17 protein-coding genes and 1 pseudogene are annotated in these 19,320 nt (G+C 66.7%); 5 read left to right on the plus strand and 13 right to left on the minus strand.

Going from position 1 to position 19,320, the window contains the following annotated elements; translation table 11 throughout:
- The first annotated feature begins 266 nt into the window (after positions 1 to 266).
- Positions 267 to 2,174 (plus strand): heavy metal translocating P-type ATPase, encoded by a 1,908-nt coding sequence (locus MAA8898_RS24860; RefSeq protein WP_094023717.1) that lies wholly within the window; start codon positions 267 to 269, stop codon positions 2,172 to 2,174.
- 37 nt (positions 2,175 to 2,211) lie between these two features.
- Here MAA8898_RS24860 and otnC read toward each other — a convergent pair whose 3' ends face one another.
- The 10 genes from otnC to MAA8898_RS24910 form a co-directional block, all read right to left on the minus strand.
- A complete protein-coding gene (otnC, locus tag MAA8898_RS24865) occupies positions 2,212 to 2,862 on the minus strand; it encodes a 3-oxo-tetronate 4-phosphate decarboxylase (protein ID WP_094023718.1) in 651 nt (216 codons plus the stop codon).
- Positions 2,859 to 4,130 carry a 3-oxo-tetronate kinase gene (gene otnK / locus MAA8898_RS24870; protein WP_094023719.1) on the minus strand — a complete coding sequence of 424 codons (1,272 nt, stop codon included), beginning with the start codon at positions 4,128 to 4,130 and terminating at the stop codon, positions 2,859 to 2,861. The genes otnC and otnK overlap by 4 nt, the downstream gene beginning before the upstream one ends.
- Positions 4,127 to 5,047, minus strand: coding sequence for an L-threonate dehydrogenase (ltnD, locus tag MAA8898_RS24875; RefSeq protein WP_370738642.1), 921 nt, complete (start codon positions 5,045 to 5,047; stop codon positions 4,127 to 4,129). Before ltnD ends, otnK begins: the two co-directional genes overlap by 4 nt.
- 57 nt (positions 5,048 to 5,104) lie before the next feature.
- On the minus strand, positions 5,105 to 5,830 hold the full coding sequence (locus MAA8898_RS24880; RefSeq protein WP_094023721.1) for an alpha/beta fold hydrolase: 726 nt from the start codon (positions 5,828 to 5,830) through the stop codon (positions 5,105 to 5,107).
- Complete coding sequence (locus tag MAA8898_RS24885) at positions 5,820 to 6,617, minus strand: HpcH/HpaI aldolase family protein (RefSeq protein WP_094023722.1); 798 nt, start codon at positions 6,615 to 6,617, stop codon at positions 5,820 to 5,822. The genes MAA8898_RS24880 and MAA8898_RS24885 overlap by 11 nt, the downstream gene beginning before the upstream one ends.
- Positions 6,617 to 7,744, minus strand: a complete 1,128-nt coding sequence (locus tag MAA8898_RS24890) for a cupin domain-containing protein (RefSeq protein WP_094023723.1) — start codon at positions 7,742 to 7,744, stop codon at positions 6,617 to 6,619. Before MAA8898_RS24890 ends, MAA8898_RS24885 begins: the two co-directional genes overlap by 1 nt.
- A gap of 20 nt (positions 7,745 to 7,764) precedes the next feature.
- On the minus strand, positions 7,765 to 8,820 hold the full coding sequence (locus tag MAA8898_RS24895; protein ID WP_094023724.1) for an ABC transporter ATP-binding protein: 1,056 nt from the start codon (positions 8,818 to 8,820) through the stop codon (positions 7,765 to 7,767).
- A gap of 12 nt (positions 8,821 to 8,832) precedes the next feature.
- On the minus strand, positions 8,833 to 9,648 hold the full coding sequence (locus MAA8898_RS24900; protein ID WP_094023725.1) for a carbohydrate ABC transporter permease: 816 nt from the start codon (positions 9,646 to 9,648) through the stop codon (positions 8,833 to 8,835).
- Positions 9,645 to 10,529 (minus strand): carbohydrate ABC transporter permease, encoded by an 885-nt coding sequence (locus tag MAA8898_RS24905; RefSeq protein ID WP_094023726.1) that lies wholly within the window; start codon positions 10,527 to 10,529, stop codon positions 9,645 to 9,647. The genes MAA8898_RS24900 and MAA8898_RS24905 overlap by 4 nt, the downstream gene beginning before the upstream one ends.
- An 88-nt stretch (positions 10,530 to 10,617) precedes the next feature.
- On the minus strand, positions 10,618 to 11,895 hold the full coding sequence (locus MAA8898_RS24910; RefSeq protein WP_094023727.1) for an ABC transporter substrate-binding protein: 1,278 nt from the start codon (positions 11,893 to 11,895) through the stop codon (positions 10,618 to 10,620).
- Between the two features lie 143 nt (positions 11,896 to 12,038).
- Here MAA8898_RS24910 and MAA8898_RS24915 point away from each other — a divergent pair, with 143 nt between their 5' ends.
- Positions 12,039 to 12,692, plus strand: a complete 654-nt coding sequence (locus MAA8898_RS24915; RefSeq protein WP_094023728.1) for a GntR family transcriptional regulator — start codon at positions 12,039 to 12,041, stop codon at positions 12,690 to 12,692.
- 125 nt (positions 12,693 to 12,817) lie between these two features.
- On the opposite strand, the gene MAA8898_RS24920 is transcribed toward MAA8898_RS24915, so the two are convergent.
- Together MAA8898_RS24920 and uvrB are read right to left on the minus strand one after the other, a co-directional pair.
- Complete coding sequence (locus tag MAA8898_RS24920) at positions 12,818 to 13,786, minus strand: hypothetical protein (protein WP_141194953.1); 969 nt, start codon at positions 13,784 to 13,786, stop codon at positions 12,818 to 12,820.
- Positions 13,787 to 13,882: 96 nt separating this feature from the next.
- The gene (gene uvrB / locus MAA8898_RS24925) at positions 13,883 to 16,078 is read right to left on the minus strand and encodes an excinuclease ABC subunit UvrB (RefSeq protein ID WP_281252922.1); all 2,196 of its coding nucleotides are present in this window, start codon (positions 16,076 to 16,078) and stop codon (positions 13,883 to 13,885) included.
- A 287-nt stretch (positions 16,079 to 16,365) separates the two neighbouring features.
- Here uvrB and MAA8898_RS24930 point away from each other — a divergent pair, with 287 nt between their 5' ends.
- Together MAA8898_RS24930 and MAA8898_RS24935 are read left to right on the plus strand one after the other, a co-directional pair.
- Positions 16,366 to 16,791: a hypothetical protein gene (locus MAA8898_RS24930; RefSeq protein WP_141194954.1), complete on the plus strand. Its 426-nt coding sequence runs from the start codon at positions 16,366 to 16,368 to the stop codon at positions 16,789 to 16,791.
- A gap of 296 nt (positions 16,792 to 17,087) precedes the next feature.
- On the plus strand, positions 17,088 to 17,399 hold the full coding sequence (locus MAA8898_RS24935; protein WP_094023732.1) for an ETC complex I subunit: 312 nt from the start codon (positions 17,088 to 17,090) through the stop codon (positions 17,397 to 17,399).
- 688 nt (positions 17,400 to 18,087) lie between these two features.
- Here MAA8898_RS24935 and MAA8898_RS24945 read toward each other — a convergent pair.
- A complete protein-coding gene (locus MAA8898_RS24945; RefSeq protein WP_094023734.1) occupies positions 18,088 to 18,531 on the minus strand; it encodes a hypothetical protein in 444 nt (147 codons plus the stop codon).
- A 101-nt stretch (positions 18,532 to 18,632) separates the two neighbouring features.
- Here MAA8898_RS24945 and istA point away from each other — a divergent pair.
- Positions 18,633 to 19,226 (plus strand): annotated as a pseudogene (gene istA, locus MAA8898_RS24950) (IS21 family transposase); the annotation flags it as partial.
- Positions 19,227 to 19,320: the final 94 nt, after the last annotated feature.

Here is a 19,320-nt window from a genome sequence, read left to right on the forward strand (position 1 = left end):
TTTCGCCGCCTGCTGAACCGCAGCGCAGCGCTCCGCGACGCCGTCCGCGCCAGCGCCGAAAAACGCGGCATCGACCCATCACTCATCCTCACAGACACCAAAACCTCCGGCTGAGCCGGAGGAGGCGCCGACATGTCACGGCCGCCCGGACTCGACGCCACTTCCCCCCTGGGCGATGATGGCGACGACACAAGGGGGCCCGGGGATCGGACAGCCACGTTCGACCCCACCTTTGGCATCCCCCTTGCAGAGGGAACCCGGACCGCATGGAACAGACCACGTCGGATCGTTTGAAGACCGCCATCCTGCTCTTGGCCGTGGCGGGTCTGGTCACCGGGCTTGCCGCCTATGTCGCCGGCCGGGGCGACCTGGCGACGCCGCTCTGGGTCGCCGGGGTGGTGCCCGCGCTGACCGCGCTGGTGATCGAGATCCTGCGCAGCATCGGCCGGGGCGAGGTCGGGCTGGACATCGTCGCGGCGCTGTCGATGACCGCCGCGCTGATCTTTGGCGAGACGCTGGCGGCGGCGGTCGTGGCGGTGATGTACAGCGGCGGCACCTTCCTCGAAAGCTTTGCCGAGGGCCGGGCGCGGCGCGAGATGCACGATCTGCTGTCCCGCGTCCCGCGCACGGCCACGCGCCACCTGAACGGCGGTCTCGAGGAGGTGCCGCTGGACCAGATCGCCCCGGGCGACCGGCTGTTGATCCGGCAGGGCGACGTGGTGCCGGTGGACGGCACGGTGGCCTCGGACGCGGCCTTTCTCGACACCTCTGCCCTGACGGGCGAATCGCTGCCCGTGCGGCTGGTGCCGGGGGGCGCGGCGATGAGCGGATCGACAAACGCTGGCGAAGCCTTTGACCTGACCGCGACGCGGATCGCGCGGGACAGCACCTATGCCGGGATCGTCCGGCTGGTGGAAGAGGCGCAGCGGTCCAAGGCACCGATGTCCCGGCTGGCGGACCAATGGTCGCTGGGCTTTCTCGCCGTCACGGTCGCCATCGCCTTTGCCGCCTGGTGGTTCACCGGGGATCCGATCCGCGCCGTGGCGGTGCTGGTCGTCGCCACGCCCTGCCCGCTGATCCTGGCCGTGCCGGTGGCGCTGGTCGCGGGGCTGTCGCGCGCCGCGCATTACGGCGTGCTGATCAAGGGTGCCGGGCCTCTGGAGACGATGGCGCGCATCCGCACGCTGATCCTGGACAAGACCGGCACCCTGACGGACGGCCGCCCGCAGATCGTGTCGATCGACAGCCACGACGGCATGTCCAAGGACGAGATCCTGCGGCTTGCCGCAGCCCTTGACCAGGCGTCCAAGCATCCCGTGGCGCAGGCCATCGTCGCCGCCGCCAAGGCGCGCCGCCTGGCGCTGCCCGTGCCGTCGGAGGTGGCCGAGATCCCCGGCGAGGGTGTCATTGGCCAGGTGGAGGGCCGCAAGGTCATCGTCGGCGGGGATGCCTTCGTGGCGGCCCGGGTCGGGCGGGCCGCAGACGATTTCCCCGCCCTCGATGCCGGGTCTGTCCTTGTCGCCGTGGCGGTCGATGGACGCATGGCGGGTCACCTGGTGATGTCCGACCCCTTGCGCGACGGCACGGCCGCCATGCTCGACGGGCTGCGCCAGCAGGGAATCACGCGCATCCTGCTGGCCACCGGCGACCGCGCCGACGTGGCCGAACGGGTGACCGAAGGCTTGCACCTGGACGGGCTGCGCGCCGGGCTGACACCCGATCAGAAGGTGCTGCTGGTGCTGGCCGAGCGCAAGCACGGCCCCGTCATGATGGTGGGCGACGGGGTCAATGACGCCCCCGCGCTGGCGGCGGCCGATGTCGGCGTGGCCATGGGCGCGCGCGGTGCCGCCGCCTCGGCCGAGGCGGCCGACGTGGTGCTGCTGGTGGACCGGGTCGACCGGCTGCGGCCGGGGATCGAGATCGCGCGGGCCTCGCGGCGGATCGCGGTCGAAAGCGTGGTCGCCGGGATCGGCCTGTCGGTGCTCGGCATGATCGCCGCCGCCTACGGCTACCTGACCCCGGTGCAGGGCGCCCTGCTGCAAGAGGTGATCGACGTCGCCGTGATCCTGAACGCTCTGCGCGCCCTGCGCATCACGCCCGGGGCGACGGCCGCATCGCCACCACCGGCCGCCGTGCCCGGCCAGGCCCGCCTGAGCAAAGACCCCACGGCCTGAGCCGCAACGGGCTGATTACCCGGCGCGCGCGCAGGTCTCAGGCATCCCACTCCACGTCGAAGGTCCGCACCAGCCGGGCGACCTCATCTTCCGACAACCCGCGCGGCGACATGCCCCGTGTCATCATCGCCAGTCGCGCCGTGTCCTCGAGCTCCTCGATCGCGTTGCAGGCGGCCTCAAGGTCCTTGCCGGCGACAACCGGGCCGTGGTTGGCCAGCATCACGGCAGAGCGTTTGCCGGCAAGACCGCGCACCGCCTCGCCCATCGCCGGGTCGCCGGGCAGGAAGAAGGGCAGCAGCTTGACCTTGCCCAGCTTCATGATCGCGTAGGGCGTCAGCGGCGGCAGGAAATTGTCCGGGTCGACCTCGGGCATCATCGACAGGGCAACCGAATGGCAGGCGTGCAGGTGAACCACGGCCCCGGCGGTGGACCGGGTGTCGTAGAACGCGCTGTGCAGCGGCATTTCCTTGGTCGGCGGATCGCCATCGACCAACCGCCCGGCGGCGTCGAACCGGCTCAGCCGCGCCGGATCGAGCCGGCCAAAGCTGGTGCCGGTCGGGCTGACCAGCAGCCCGCCATCCGCCGTGCGGGCCGAGATGTTGCCGGTGCTGCCGCCGGTCAGCCCGCGGTCGAACATCGACCTCGCCAGCAGGCACATCGTTTCGCGCAGGCGGGAGTCCTCGGTCATCCGGCCTCCAGCACGTCCTGCGCATCGGTGAAAAAGCCCGGCTGCCCGAAGTTGCCCGATTTCAGCGTCAGCGCAACCTGCTGCCCGGCCGAGCGGCACAGGGTCCAGGGCACGCCCGGGGCGATCTCGGGGCCGATGTCCAGCCGATCCACCCCAAGCGCCTGCGTGACGGCACCCGAGGTTTCCCCTCCGGCGACGATGATCCGCCGCGCCCCGGCGTCGCGGGCCGCCACGGCACAGGCAGCAAGCGTCTGTTCGACAAGCTGCCCCGCCTCGGCCACGCCCAGCCTGTTCTGCGCGGCCTTGACGCTGGCCGGATCCGCCGTGGCATAGACCATCGGTACAGCGGTCAGATCCTGCGTTGCCAGCCAGTCCAGCACCGGCGCAGGCCCCGCCTCGGCCAGCGTCAGCGGATCCAGCCGGTAGGATGGCGCGCCCGTGTCCAGGTAGGCCGCGACCTGCCGGTTGGTCATGTCCGAACAACTGCCCGACAGGACGATTCCCCGCGCCGGAACCTTGGGAAAGGCCATTTTCGGCGCATCGGCCGACAGCAGCCCGTCGGCGACGTAGAGCCTAGGCAACGGCATCGCCACGGCCGACCCGCCGGTCAGCAGCCGCATGTCGCGGCAGGCGTCGGCGATGATGTCGAGGTCCGCGTTCGCCACGGCGTCGATGACGACATGGGCGACACCCTCGGCCGCGAGGGCGGCCAGCGCCTCGCGCAGCGCCTGCGCGCCCTTGGCGACGGTCAGCCTGTCGACCAGCCCGACCGGCCGGGTGACCTGCGGCGCCAGCAGCCGCATCAGGTTGCTGTCGCGCATGGGGGTCAGGGGGTGGTCGCGCATCGGGCTTTCTGCCAGCGGCTGCCGCCCGACAAACAGGTTGCCCATGAAGATGGTTCGCCCGTTTTCCGGGAAGGCCGGGCAATAGATCGTCTGAGCGGCGCCCAGATCGCGCATCAAGGCCTCGGCCACCGGGCCGATGTTGCCGGTCGGCGTGCTGTCGAAGGTCGAACAATACTTCCAGAAGAACCGGCTGGCGCCCGCGCGTTGCAGCCAGTCCAGCGCCGCGCGCGCCTGCTCGACGGCCTGCGCGACCGGGGCGGTGCGGGACTTCAGCGCGATCACCTCGAACGGGCTGGTGTCGCCGGGCGGCTCGGTCGGGACGCCGATCCGCAGCGAGACGCGCACGCCGCTGCGGGCCAGTAGTCCGGCCAGGTCCGTGGCGCCGGTGAAATCATCCGCGACGCATCCAAGCAGCGTAGTCATTCCGCGCCCCCGTCTTCGCCCGGCAGGCGCAGGCCGGCGTTGCGGGCATAGACCTTGGCCACCGCGGCATCGTCCTCGGCCCCCAGCCCCATGCCGGCGGCAGCCAGGAACTGCTGCATCGCCGCCGCGGTCAGCGGCGCGCCGAACCGCGCGCCGCGCGCGATGTCCAGCACGATGCCCAGGTCCTTGGGCCAGATGTTGACCGAGCTGTGCGGCGTGTAGTCCCCGGCCACCACGTGCGGCGCGCGGTTCTCCAGCATCCAGCTGGTGCCCGCGCATTTGCTGATCACCTCCAGGAATTTCTCCGGGGCGACGCCCTGCGTCATGCCGAAGGTCAGCGCCTCGGCCATTGCGGCGATATGCACCCCGGCCAGCATCTGGTTGACGGCCTTCATGGCGCTGCCCGCGCCGGCGCTGTCGCCCAGTTCGAACACCGTCTCGGCGATGCCGTCCAGAACCCCGCGCAGCGCGGCGAACGCCTCTGGCCGGCCCGAGGCCATGATGCTCAGGCGGCCCTCGGCGGCCCGGGCCGATCCGCCCGAGATCGGGGCGTCGAGGTAATGCACGCCATGTTCGGCACAGCGCGCCTCCATCCGACGGGCGAACTCCGGCGGCACCGTGGCGCAGGACATAACGGCTGCGCCGGGGCGCAGCGCGGGGACGATGCCACCTGCCCCGAACAGCACGTCCTCGGTCTGCGCGGCGTTCAGAACCACGACGATCACCGCGTCCAGCGTGCCGGCATGGTCGCGGACATCGCTGTCCTGGCCGCCCTCGCTGACAAAGCGGGCGCGATTGGCGGGCGCGACGTCGACGCCCCAGACCCGGTGACCCGCGCGCAAGGCCGAACCGGCGATGCCGTAGCCCATGGACCCCAGGCCGTACACGGCCAGTTGCAATGCTGTTCCTGTCGTCACGTTCTTCATCCCTTCTTGCGCCCTTTCCCCCCACGGTCGGGGGGCGGGGCGGACGTGTCAATGCCGCGCGGTCGTCCCGGCGTGGTATTCGACGGCCGCTTCCAGCCTGACCAGCGCATTGGCACAGGCCTCGGGGCCCTCCAGCAGGGCATAATGGCCCAGGCCCGGAAGATCGGCGAACTGCCCCATCGGCGCGGCCTGGGCGGCGGCTTGCCCCTGGGCCACAGGGGCGCTGTCATCCTCGCCCCCGGTCAGCACCATCACCGGCGCCTGCGCCCCGGACAGGGCCGCAAGCGCGCCGGGGCGGGTCAGGGCCAGCTGCGTCTGCGCCGCGATGTCGGACGCAGACGCGTTGGCCATGGCCAGAAGGGCCACGCGCACCCGGTCCGGTGCCGGTCCATGCAGCGCGGGCAAGCGCGGCCGCAAGGCCGCGGCCCCGCCTGTGGTTACGACATCACGGGCGAGGGCATGACGCGCCACGGCCTTGCGGGGATCGTCGGGATAGGGGTTCAGCCCGAACAGGATGATCCGCGCCGGAGACCGCCTGTCGGCAAGATGCGCCGCGACGATCGCGCCCAGGGAGAAGCCGCACAGCACGGCCCCCTTCGCGCGGGTATTGAGAAGGCTTTCGTAGGCGTCGACGGTCGGCTGCCGCAATTCGACGCTGTGCCGGCGTGTGACCGGCACGCCGAGAACGTCGAGAAACCCGTCGAAAATCGCGCCGGTACAGAGGGTGCCCGGCAGCAGGACCCAGTTCCTGGATCGGAGGTCCTCAATAGCCATGACGCGCGGCGGAGCGTGGCACGGCGGCGTCCGGTTCGGCCAGGGTGACGCGGACCGCCTCTTTCATGCTGCGGGTCAGGTGAGCGAAATCGTTTGCCGGGGTCACCAGCCGAAATCCCTGGTCCGCGCGGGCGCGCGCCTCTTCGGCAGAGGCGCAGAAGATCCCGGCCGGGGTGTTGCGGACCTGGGCCGCCTGCAGGACCCGGGCCAGCGCGGCCTCGGATCTCGGGCGCGGGTGGCCGACATGACCGTCGAGGTCAAAGGCCAGATCGTTGGGGCCAAGGTAGATCATGTCGACGCCCTCGACATCCAGGATCTCGTCGATGCGGTCGACCGCCTCGGCGGTCTCGATCATCGGGATGACCATGATCGTGCGGTCGGCCTCGGCCACGTAATCGGCGCCACCGTACAGCAGGCCGCGCGACGGCCCGAAACTGCGCTTGCCCGTCGGCGGATAGCGGCAGGCGGCCACCAGGTCGGCCGCCTGTTGCGGAGTCGAGATCATCGGGCAGATGATGCCGTAGGCGCCGGCATCCAGCAGGTGCATGATCCGGGCGGCGTCCAGCGCCGGAACGCGGACCAGCGGGGTGGCCGGCGTTGCCGAGATGGCCTGCATCATCTGCAAGGCATCCGCGAAATCCAGCATCCCGTGTTGCAGGTCCACCGTCACCGAATGCACGCCGCTGTGCCCCACGCCTTCGGCGGCATAGGTGGAAGCGATCGACAGCCAGGCGTTGATCACCAGTTGCCCGGCCTCGAGGCGGGTCCTGATCTGGTTGGGCCGCATCACTTGGCCCGTCCGTAGACGGGCAACAGGGCGGCCTTGGCCACGAACCCGCCGGCATCCAGCCCCAGGCCGGCCGCCTGCGCCGCCTGCACCACCTCGGGGGCAAAGACCGGACGCTTGCGGTGATCGCCGGAAACGACGATCAGCACCTCGACCGGCGCATCGCCTAGCGCGGTGATCCGGCGCGCCACGCCTGCGGGGACCGAGTAGGTGTCCCAGGCGTCCACCTCGACCGAGGCGCCGGCATCGTCGCCCAGGTCCAGCCGCAGCCGGCCTTCGTGCACGATCAGCACCATCTTGTCGTCCAGGGTAAACGGCCCGACGGACTGGCCCGGCTCCAGCCGGAGCCACTCGGCGGAAAACCCGTGCGGGTTGGTGATGGGCGCGGCGTGGTCGCGGTTCTGGGTGATGCCGTAGCCAATCACCGGGGCGATCTGCGCGCCGCCGCCGGGCAGGTCCCGGTCGATGAAGGCGGGGCGGAAATCACGCGCGTCACGCGCCACGATGCGCTTCATCATCTCGTCGCGCGACACCGGGCGCAGGTCGGCCACGTCGGCGTCCGCCATCGGCGGGATGCGCCCGTCCTCGGGCGGCACCGCGTCGCCGCGCGAGGTGTCGATCAGCCGGTTGTCCGAGGAAATGTATAGCCCGTAATCCGCCGCCTCGCGGATGATGTCGGGGTGAAAGATCACGCCGCCGGTGTTGTCGCCGCCGAGGATGGTGAACAGCCAGCCATCGTCCGGGCCGCTGTTGGTGAACCCGCGAAAGATCCAGGTCGGCACCGACACGATGTCCCCGGCACGGCCGACCACCTCGTTTTCGCCGTTCGATCCCCAGCGAAAGGTCCATTCGCCGCGCTGGACGATAAAGACTTCGGCGGTGAAATGGATGTGCAGGTTGTTGGTGATGCCGTTCGGCATCGCGGCGGCGCCGATGTTGAAGCCGTGCGCCTCGGGCAGGTTGATGACCTGGTCATCGGACGAGGTCACGCCCGGCCCGATGATCGAGTAGTTTTCCTTGAGGTGCGAACCGGGCTTCTTGCAGTCGATGAAGGCGACGGTGCAGGAGACATAGTCGGAACGCTTGATTTGCCGGGCATCGGCCTGTTGCTGGGTGAGGGAGGTCATGGCTGGTCCTTCGGGATTGGTCAGGTGGCGAGCCGCTGCCCGGAGGCGCGGTCGAAAAGGTGAAGACGGGCGCCGGGCCGGGGCGCCAGGTGGCAGGGCGCGTCGATCGGCGCCTCGAAATCCGCCGCGCCCCGGGCGCAGACCGAGGTCGGTCCGGCGCGCAGCGTCACCAGCGTGCTGTCGCCGGTCAGTTCCAGCGCGTAGAGCTTGCCGGTGATGGCGGCCGAGGCATCCGGCGTGATGTCCAGTTCCTCCGGGCGGATGCCCAGCACCACGCCGTCGCGATCAGGAAGGTCCACCGGCACCTCGACCCCGGTGGCGCGGAACACGCCGCCCCGGACGCTGCCGTCGATCAGATTCATCGAGGGCGAGCCGATGAAGCCCGCGACGAACAGGTCCGCAGGTTCGGCATAGATCCGTTTCGGGGTGTCCAGCTGCACGATCCGGCCTTCGCGCATCACGGCGACGCGGCTGGCCAGGGTCATCGCTTCCATCTGGTCGTGTGTCACGTAGACGGTCGTCACGCCCAGCTCGTGGTGCAGGTGCTTCAGTTCGGCCCGCATCGTCACCCGCAGCTTGGCGTCGAGGTTCGACAGCGGCTCGTCCATGAGAAAAATCTTGGGCGTGCGCACGATGGCCCGCGCCAGCGCCACGCGCTGCCGCTGCCCCCCCGAAAGCTCGGACGGGCGGCGCTCCAGCAGGGCGCCCAGTTCGACCTTCTCCGCCGTCTCGCGCACGCGCTGCTTGCGCGTGGCCCTGTCGACGCCGCGCAGCTTCAGCGGGTACTCGATGTTCTGCCCCACGGTCATGTGCGGATAAAGACCGTAGTTCTGGAACACCATGGCGATGTCGCGGTCCTTGGGCGGCTTGTCATTCACCCTCTGGCCGGCGATCAGGATATCGCCCGCGGTGATGTCCTCCAGCCCCGCGATCATGCGCATGGTCGTGGTCTTGCCGCAGCCGGACGGCCCCAGCAGCACCAGGAATTCGCCGTCCTCGATGGTCAGGTTCTGTTTCGGGACGGCAAGAAACGCGCCGTACCTCTTTTCGATGTCGACAAGACGGACCTCGGCCATGTCTGGTTTCCTCTACTTGACCGCGCCGGCCGTCATGCCGCGCGTGAAATGTTTCTGGATCAGCAGCGCCATGATGAAGATCGGCACCGTGATCATGACGCCCGCCGCGCTCATCAGCTCCCACAGGTCGCCGCGTTCGGTGCGAAAGCTGACCAGGCCCACGGGCAGGGTCACCGCATCGCGGCGCGACAGGATCAGCGCAAACAGGAACTCGTTCCACGTCAGGATGAAGCAGAAGATCGACGAGGTCAGGATGCCGGGCGCGGCCATCGGCAGGACGATGTCCTTGATGACGCGCAGGCGTGAGGCACCGTCGATCATCGCGGCCTCCTCGCTGTCGGTCGGGATGGCGTCGATGAACCCCTTGATCATCCAGATCACGAAAGGCGTCACGATCGCCAGGTTGACGATGATCAGCGCGATCCGCGTATCGAGCAGGCCAAGACTTCGGAACATCAGGAAGAACGGCAGCACGATCACCACAGCCGGGATGAACTGCGTCGACAGCACGAGGAAGAACAGGAACTTGCGCCCCCGCACCCGGAACCGCGAGAACGAGTAGGCCGCCAGCGACGCGCAGGGCACCGCGATAGCCACCGTGACCGTGGCCACGACCACGGAGTTCATCACCATGCTGCCCAGGTTCCACGGGTCCGAAAACACCGTGACAAAGTTCTGCAACGTCGGGGCAAAGTTCAGCGACAGCGAATAGGCGTCGCGCGGCTGCTTGAAGGCGGTCAGGAACATCCAGGAAATCGGAAACAGCACCACCACCGAGATCAGGACCAGAAGGGCGCGTTCCCCCCACCATGCGACATGCTTGTTCATGCGGTGGCCATCTTTCTTTCACTCAGAAGCATCCGGACGTACCAGGTGGAAATGATCATCATGATCGCCGTCAGGATCCAGGCCAGCGCCGCGGCATAGCCCATGTCGAACCACTTGAACCCGACGTTGAAGATGAAGAAGGCCAGCGTTTCGGTCGAGGTGCCCGGCCCGCCGCCGGTCAGGGTGACGACCTGGTCGAACATCTTCAGCGCAAAGATGGTCTTCAGCACCGCCGTCACCAGCAGAACGCCCTTCATCTGCGGCAGGATGATGCCGAAGACGATGCGCAGGTTGGACGCGCCGTCGATGCGGGCGGCCTCTTCGGTTTCGCGCGGGATGGATGCCAGACCGCCCAGGCACATGAAGGTCATGTAGGGCGCCCAGTGCCAGACATCGGTGATCACCAGGATCGCCATGGCCAGGTCCGGATCGGCCAGCCAGGGGGTGCCTTCCAGCGCCGGGAACACCGCGCCGATCCCCTTGGCCAGCACGCCGAATTCGGGGTTGAACATGAAGCGGTAGCTGACGCCGATCAGCGCGGGGCTCATGGCGAAGGGCAGGATCAGGATGACGCGGGTAAAGGTGTGCATCCGCCCCTTGCGGCGCAGCAACAGCGCCAGCGACATCGACAGCACCAGGGTCAGGATCACGCTGGTCACCACGAAGATCGTCGTCACCCAGAGCGAATTCTGGAAACCGCTTTCGGTGGCGGCGTGCAGGTAGTTCTCGATGCCGACGAAATCACCGGGCCTGCGCTGCTTGGTCAGATCCCATTCCCGGAACGAGGTCACGAAGGAATAGGCCAGCGGATAGATCGTCGTGGCAAGCACGATGACAAAAGCCGGGACCAGCAGCACATAGGCGAACGTGCGCTCTTTCACGGGCGATACCTCCGGGGTCGGGATGTGGCTGGATGGGGAAGCGTGACCGGGCGGGATGCACGGACGCACCCCGCCCCGTCGTGCGCGCTCAGCGGATGGCGGCGATTTCCGCCGCGGCCTTGTCGAGCGCCGCCCTGGTGTCGGTCATCTCGCCCGAGGCCAGGCTCGAGATCGCCGTTTCGAGGATCTCGGCGATCCTCGGCCAGTTGTCGCCAAAGTCGATACCCTCGGCGGTGGCCAGCGCATCGGCCGCCGACTGGTGCATGCCGCCCCAGCGGGCGTTGACCTCGGGGTCACGCAGGTTGGACATATGCACCGCCACGACCTCGTTCAGCGCGGGGTCCAGCAGCACGTCGCGTTCCAGCGCCGGATCGGTCAGCCAACCGAGGAATTCCGCCGCCGCGTCCTTGGCATCGGATCCGTCGGTGACACCGAAGATCCAGGTGTTGGTGTAGGTGGTGCGGTCCGCCCCGGCCACCGAGGGCAGCGCGGTAAAGCCGACCTGCTCGGCCGTCAGCTTGGACTGCTCGGGGTCGGTCAGCTGCGAGCGCACCCACCACCAGACCGGCAGCATCGCGGAATTGCCCTGCTTGAAGCTGTTGACCGCGTCCTGTTCCACGAACACGGCCGACCCGGCCGGCGCGATCTCGTCGTTGCGCAGAAAGCCGATGTACATGTCGGTGGCCGCGACACCGGCGTCCGAGTTGAAGATCGGCGTGCCGTCGGCATCGAACAGGTCGCCGCCCTTGCCCCACAGCAGGTTCATCCAGACCATCAGATTCTGGCCGTTCAGCTTGCCATAAGGCAGCGCCACGCCGGAGACATCGCCGTTGCCCTGCAGCGCCTTGGCGGCGGTCACCATCTCTTCCCAGGTCTGCGGCGGGGTCACGCCGGCGGCCTCGAACAGGTCCTTGCGGTAGAACAGCAGCTGCACGTGGCCGCGCACCGGCAGGCCGACCAGTTCGCCGTCCAGCATGCCATGGCGCAGGTGCGCCTTGGGGAAATCGCCCAGGTCGGTGCCCTGCGCGGCGACCTCCTCGGTGATCGGCTGCAGCAGCATCCGCAGGGACGGCACCCACTGGTCCATCACCGACACCACGTCATAGTCGCCGCCGCCGGCGACCATCTCGGTGGTCAGCGCCTCTTTCATGTTGGGGAAGGGCACGTAGTCGTAGACCACGTCGATCCCGGTCGCCTCTTCGAACGCTTCAAGCCGCGCCTCGTGCGCCTCGAACTGGCTCGACTTCACGGCAAGCACGTTCACGGTCTGGCCCGAATAGGGCTTTCCCTCGGTCGCTTCCCAGGCAAGGGCCTGGGCGCCCCACAGCGAAATGGCGATCGCAAGGGTGCTGGAGATGGTTCTCATGTCGTCCTCCCGTTGGTTTCGGAGACCTTACGCAGAGGCAGATTGGCTCGTCAATAATATTATCAATAATATTGCATGACACCTTCGGACGGGCCGTGATATACGGGCTGCAAAGGATATTCGGCAGGCAACGGAGCGACGCGATGCAGGAGAACTTGGCCAAGGAGCTGGAGAACGACATCATCTTCGGTCTCTACGCGCCCGGCGCACGGATCATCGAGGACCGCGTCATGGAGCGCTACGACGCCAAGCGCCACGCCGTCCGCAATGCCTTTGCGGTGCTCGAATCGCGGGGGCTGGTGATGCGCAGGCCCAATCGCGGCGTCGAGGTGGTGGAGTTCACTCCGGACGAGGTCGACGCGCTGTACGACGTGCGGATCATCCTTGAAACCGCCGCGGCCGAGCGCACGCCCCTGCCCTGCCCGGCCGAGCTGACCGACCGGCTGGAGGACATCGCCCGCCGGCACGCCGAAGCGGTGACAAACAAGGACTATCGCGCCGTGTTCTGGCTGAACCAGGAGTTCCACGAGGTGCAGTATTCCTGCTGCGGCAACGCGCGGCTGGCCGAGCTGATCGGCCACCACGCCCGCACCGCGCAGCCGATCCGCGTGGTGAAATACGACGACGACGCCCACATGAAGACCATCGTGGCGCAGCACTTCGACATCATCGCCGCGATGCGCGGCACCTCGACCGAGGCGCTCGTCGCCGCCGTCCGCGCCCACCTGCCCGCCTCCGCGGAGGCCTACCGCACCCTCTACGAACGGCGCTTCGGCGCGCGGGCGGCGACGGCTTGAGGCTTGCCGCCCCCCCTCGGCAAAGACGCGCTTCGGGAGTTTGCAAGCGGCGGTTGGCGGCAGATTGCACTTCAATACCACTTGGGGGGCGGCAAGTCCGCTGACGCGACGCACCGTGAAGCCCGTCAGAAACGTTTGCCTTTCGCGCAGATCCTCTGAACGAAGGTCGCAAGGTTGGGGTCGCACAGGACCTGGGGTTCGGGCGAAAACAAGCCCTGCGGCCCGGCCTTGAGCATCCAGCCGATCAGCATTTCTGCGTCGACGCCCATTTCGGTCAGATATTCCGCGATCAGGCCGTAGAACGGGTGATCGTCCGGCAGCGGCAGGCCGTCGCGAGTCGACAGGCGATGAAACCCGAAGTCGTTCCGGACATCGGCCCAGACCGTCCGCTCGACGCCGCCAGCAAAGACCAGCGGGCAGGCCGAGTAGCAATTGCCGGTCAGGACGGTCTCAATGCCCCGTACCCTTATTTCGCGACCGGTCTGCATGGCATCCTTGACGCTGCCGCCGCCGCTGCCGAGTGCAATCAGGGTGACATCCGGATGTTGGGCCAGAAACGCGCTGAACCTTTCGAAAAAGCCAAGGTCGATGTCGCCGTAGACCGTCATGCCGCTACCTTCAGCCGCGAATTCCGCTTCGGGGGTCGGGTTGTCGATATAGGCCGTGGCGGCAACCATTGTGCCTACGCAATCCAGGTTCCATTTCCCTATCCGATCGGCCTCGGTGGCCGACACGGCCCATTTCGCTTCGCCCACCCAGTTGCCAAGCGATGCGCCGATTTCGACGGCTTCGTAGCCATCGAGGCTTTCGGTTATCGGGGGGAGGTCGGTCCGGATCAACTCCCGCACGGCATCGGCACGGCCCAGCATCCGCCCCAGGATCGCGCATCTGTGCCTTTCAACATCCGCGAAGATCCCGATCATGCCGACAGCCTGCTGAACAGAGGACGTTCCGGATTTCTTCAAACCGTACTCGACGTAGGCGTCTGCTTGCTTCTCTACCGCGGCAATTTCCGCGTTCCAGTCCTCGGCAAGCGCGGCTGTGCCGGCACAGAACCCGAAACAGACGGAAAGACAGGTCAAAAATCGCTTCATGTCATTTTCCCCAAACAGGTCCCGAGCGGTCAGTCGCCGCGCGGGTTTAATGGACTTGTCCTGGAATGATTGGTGCCCGGCGTCGAAAGGCAACGACTATCTTTTCCGCCGCTTCACATTCCCCCCGCGTTGCCCCGGCTTGCCTGCCGTCGACCGTCCCCGCGCCCTGACCGCGTCCTCGGAGGCCTTTTCCACCGCCTGCTGACGCGCCAGCGGGTCGTCGGAGACCACCAGGTCGACCGCCTCAAGCCGCTTGATCTCGTCCCGCAGACGCGCCGCTTCCTCGAACTCGAGGTTCTCCGCCGCCTTGCGCATGTCGGTGCGCAGCCCGTCCAGCACCGCCGCCAAGTTCGAGCCCTGACGTTTTGGGTCGATCTGGGCGGTGACGCGGTTCATGTCCACGTCGCCCTTGTAGAGCCCGGCCAGGATGTCCTCGACGTTCTTCTTGACCGTCGAGGGGGTGATGCCGTGTTCGATGTTGTAGGCGATCTGCTTTTCGCGGCGGCGGTTGGTCTCGGCCAGCGCGCGCTCCATGCTGCCCGTCATGCGGTCGGCGTACATGATGACGCGGCCATCAACGTTGCGCGCGGCACGGCCGATGGTCTGGACCAGCGAGGTCTCGGAGCGCAGGAAGCCTTCCTTGTCGGCGTCGAGGATCGCGACGAGGCCGCATTCGGGGATGTCCAGGCCCTCGCGCAGCAGGTTGATGCCGATGAGCACGTCGAAGGCGCCAAGGCGCAGGTCGCGCAGGATCTCGATCCGCTCGATCGTGTCGATGTCCGAATGCATGTAGCGCACCTTGATGCCCTGCTCGTGCATGTATTCGGTCAGGTCCTCGGCCATGCGCTTCGTCAGGGTGGTGACCAGCGTGCGGTAGCCCTGCGCGGTGACCTTGCGCACCTCGTCGAGCAGGTCGTCGACCTGCATGTCCACCGGCCGGATCTCGACCTGCGGGTCCAGAAGGCCGGTGGGGCGGATGACCTGCTCGGTGAACACACCGCCGGCCTGCTCCAACTCCCAGGCGGCGGGCGTGGCCGAGACAAAGACCGATTGCGGGCGCATCGCGTCCCATTCCTCGAACTTGAGGGGGCGGTTGTCCATGCAGGAGGGCAGGCGGAATCCGTGCTCGGCCAGGGTGAACTTGCGCCGGTAGTCGCCCTTGTACATGCCGCCGATCTGCGGGACCGAGACGTGGGATTCATCGGCAAAGACGATGGCGTTGTCGGGGATGAATTCGAACAGGGTCGGCGGCGGCTCACCCGGGGCGCGGCCGGTCAGATAGCGCGAATAGTTCTCGACCCCGTTGCAGACGCCGGTCGCCTCCAGCATCTCGAGATCGAAGTTGGTGCGCTGTTCCAGCCGCTGCGCCTCGAGCAGCTTGCCGTCGTTCACCAGCTGGTCGAGCCTCTGGCGCAGCTCTTTCTTGATGCCGATGATGGCTTGCTGCATCGTCGGGCGCGGCGTGACGTAGTGGCTGTTGGCATAGAGGCGGATGCGTTCGAACGTGTCGGTCTTCTGCCCGGTCAGCGGGTCGAATTCGGTGATCGACTCCAGCTCTTCGCCAAAGAAGGACAGCTTCCAGGCGCGGTCCTCCAGGTGGGCGGGCCAGACCTCCAGGCTGTCGCCGCGCACGCGGAAACTGCCGCGCTGGAACGCCTGATCGTTGCGTCGGTACTGCTGGGCGACAAGGTCGGCGATCACCTTGCGCTGGTCGTATTCCTTGCCGACATGCAGGTCCTGGGTCATGGCGCCGTAAGTCTCGACCGAGCCGATGCCGTAGATGCAGGACACCGAGGCGACGATGATGACGTCATCCCGCTCCAGCAGCGCCCGGGTGGCCGAGTGGCGCATCCGGTCGATCTGCTCGTTGATCTGGCTTTCCTTCTCGATGTAGGTGTCGCTGCGCGGAACGTAGGCCTCGGGCTGGTAATAGTCGTAGTAGCTGACGAAATACTCGACCGCGTTGTCCGGAAAGAAGCCCTTGAATTCGCCATACAGCTGCGCGGCCAGCGTCTTGTTGGGGGCCAGGATGATGGCCGGGCGCTGGGTTTCCTCGATCACCTTGGCCATGGTGAAGGTCTTGCCCGTGCCGGTCGCGCCCAGCAGCACCTGGTCGCGGTCGCCGTTCTTCACACCCTGGGACAGTTCGGCGATGGCGGTCGGCTGGTCGCCTGCCGGCGAAAACTCCGTGTGCAGGACAAAGCGCCTGCCGCCCTCGAGCTTTTCGCGGGTGCGCACATCCGGCGCCGGCGCGTGCAGGACCGGCATCTGTTGAGGCGAGTTGTTGTGCATGAGCGACTCCTTCGAGACCCATGAATGTGGCATCGGGCCCCGTCAATGCAAGCGACCATCGCCCGCACCGGACCTTCTGCCGCCACAAGGCCCCGACATCTACGCGGCCGACGTTTCGGAAATGTCACGCGCTCGACAGGCGTGGACGGGCTTTCTGCATGACCCTTGTACCGGAACCAATACTACAACTATAAGTTGTTGTCCTGTGTATGTCGACGAGTCACCATCACCGGCAAACTCGCCACTCGGGAAAGGGCAACGCCATGCGGCCGACCTTGGAAGCCGAAATGGAGGTCAACCTTCGCGTTGACGGCGCACGGGGCCATGTGGTGTTGACGGTCTGGCGATTCAGCGATGGCCGACGCTTGCTGTGCGGCCGCCCCGAGGGATACCTGGGGCGCGAGGATCTGATCCGCGCCATGGAACAGCTGGTCGACCACCCGGGCATCGGGGCGGCGCTGCCGACCTTGTGGGATTTTCGCGGGTACGACTTCGCCGCCTACGGGGTTTCGGAGTTCCGACTGCATGCCTTCATAATGCCGAAGTTCCCCGCGCGACTCGGCGTCAGGCGCGGCTATCTCGTGGACAGCGATACCGGCTACGGGACCTTGCGCATGTTCCAGGGCGCGGCCAGCGGGTTCAACTTCGAAAACCAGGACAACCTGCTGGTGTCCTACAAGCTCGAGGAACTGGTCGCCTGGCTGCTGCCCTGAGGATGATGTCCTGCCTGCGCATGCCTCGTGCGGCTGTGGTCGCGGCCGCCCCCTCCGGGTGATCCACCGCGCGAAATGGCCATTGCCATAACAGGGTTTTGAAATATATCTTTTTGTTGCAAGCAGTGCCTTTGGCCGGTTCCTTCCGCAAAAAACCACCCCTCGCTCCCCGCGGAGGGCTATCTGCCAATGCCTGCTTGTACCGACGCGAAAAAATGTGACAAACGGCGCAGTTGCGGTTCTTGCGCCGAGGCGGCATATGGATCACGACGTCAGGCACGGACAGGAGGTGCGACATGCGGGCACGCATTTATCAGCCAGCTAGGACAGCCATGTCTTCGGGACAGGCCAAGACCAGGACCTGGGTTCTGGACTTCGCACCGGCCAGTCCACGCTCGGTCGATCCGCTGATGGGGTGGACCTCGTCGTCGGACACGCAAAGCCAAGTCCGGCTCAGCTTTGACAGCAAGGACGCCGCGCTGGCCTATGCGCGCGAAAACGGGATCGACGCCCAAGTGTTCGAGCCGAAGAAGCGCAAGGCCAACATCCGGCCGCGCGGCTACGCCGAGAACTTTGCCGTCGACCGGCGCATGGCGTGGACACACTGACGCTGATTGTAAATCGGAGCAAAGTTGTCTCTGAATCGGGGCAAGGATTGCGCGAAGGCTTCGCGAGATCAACATTTAGCCACGCTTTGTCGCATTCGTCTATATGTTGCGGCCGCAGTCGCTGATGTCGAAAATCGGAAACGACACCGCCGCCCTTGCAGAACAAAACGCACAGCTGCGGTGCCCCGCGTATGCGCAGGATCGAAAGCTGCAAAACCAGCTTGACCTGCGGGCACTTCCGATCGCTCCACTACGACCCGTCGCCCGTTGTTGTGGCGTCCATCATGCCTTTTCTTGGAGTCACAGCATTCGATTTCCTGTGGCCTCAACTCCCTACGCGAGGAATGTGACGAAAGAAAAAGCGCGCGTGGAAGGCCGCGGCATCCTCCTCGGTGATGTAGCGCTGCAGCGCCCGGGTTCGTGGGTTCGGCAAGTCGGTTGCCGGAGTATGGCCGTTCACGACCAGCCGGCGAAGGAAGGTGACGCGGGCAAGGCCAACCCTCTTCGCGAAGGTCTCTAGCGACATCGCCGGCGGCGGCTCATCACCGAGAACCGCCGTCACCTCGTCATGGTGGACTTAGAGCGACGCATATCCATCCTTGTCAGCAAGGCGTGCGATCCGGGTGACACGCCGCTCGAGGATCGCCCGGAGGATAGGGCCGGGTGTGATCTTGAGCCTTTGCGCAGACTACGCCACAGAACACCAGCCGTGGTGCGCCTCGCGCATGGGCTCGGCCCCCGTCAACAGCTTGTCCAGCAAAGCCCGCCCGGTGGCTGGGTTCCAGACCGCCTTCACCTGCGCATCCTCGATCTCCGGCCGCAGGATGCCGTCTGCGACCAGGAGATCGAATTGCGAACGCGAAAGGCCCATCGCCGCGCAGAAGGCCTTGGTGTCGAGCAAGGTCACGACCTGTTCGAGGATGGGCGCGGCCGCCTCCGCATCGAACACGCACCATGCGTTGGGCCGTTCCGCCTGCGGCCCAGGGATCAACCCGGCCGCATCGAGCATCTTGCGGAGGCGCCTCTGGTCGATGACGGTGACCTCGGCGGCGGTCTTGACCGAATGCAGACGCCGCCCGAGCGCCGGCTCGCCCGGCAGGTCATCGCCGCGGCCGAGCATGTGGATCGGCATGCAAGATTGACCCCCATCTTGGGGTGATCGGCATCCAAAAGTGACCCCCCTGATAATTCTGCTCAGAAGCTTCCTCTGGAACGGGAGGGAGCGGTCAGGGGATGTTGGGTGTGGAGACGATAGCGAAGATCAGGCGGGCGCATTTCGTCGAAGGCAAGTCGATCAAGCAGATCTGCCGAGAGCTGCGGTTGTCGCGGAACACGGTGCGCAAGGTCATCCGGTCTGGAGCGACCGAGTTCACCTGCGATCGCACGACACAGCCGCGCCCGAAGATCGCCCCCTGGCGATCGGATCTGGACACGATGCTGGCCGAGAATGCCCGACGGCGGAAGCGAGAACGGCTGACGTTGATCCGGATCTGCGAGGAACTGCGCAACCAAGGCTATGACGGCAGCTATGACGCCGTGCGCCGATATGCGTCCAGTTGGTCGAAGGCGACACAGGAGGCATCGGCCAGCGCCTATGTGCCATTGAGCTTCGATCCGGGCCAGGCCTACCAGTTCGACTGGAGCCATGAGATCGTGATCCTCGATGGCGTGACCATGATGGTCAAGGTGGCCCATGTCCGCCTGTGCCATAGCCGGATGCCGTTTGTGCGGGCCTATCCCCGAGAGACCCAGGAGATGGTGTTCGACGCCCACGACAGGGCGTTCGCCTTCTTCGGCGGCGCCTGCGCGCGGGGCATCTACGACAGCGGGAATTGTCCGCCATTGATGGTGTGGATGGCCCCACCAGCGGCATCGCGTTGTGCCAAGGTGGGTCTGTGAAAGCTCGCACCTGCGAGGAGCC

This window comes from Antarctobacter aquimaris, from assembly GCF_900184945.1.
Lineage (GTDB): Bacteria > Pseudomonadota > Alphaproteobacteria > Rhodobacterales > Rhodobacteraceae > Maliponia > Maliponia aquimaris.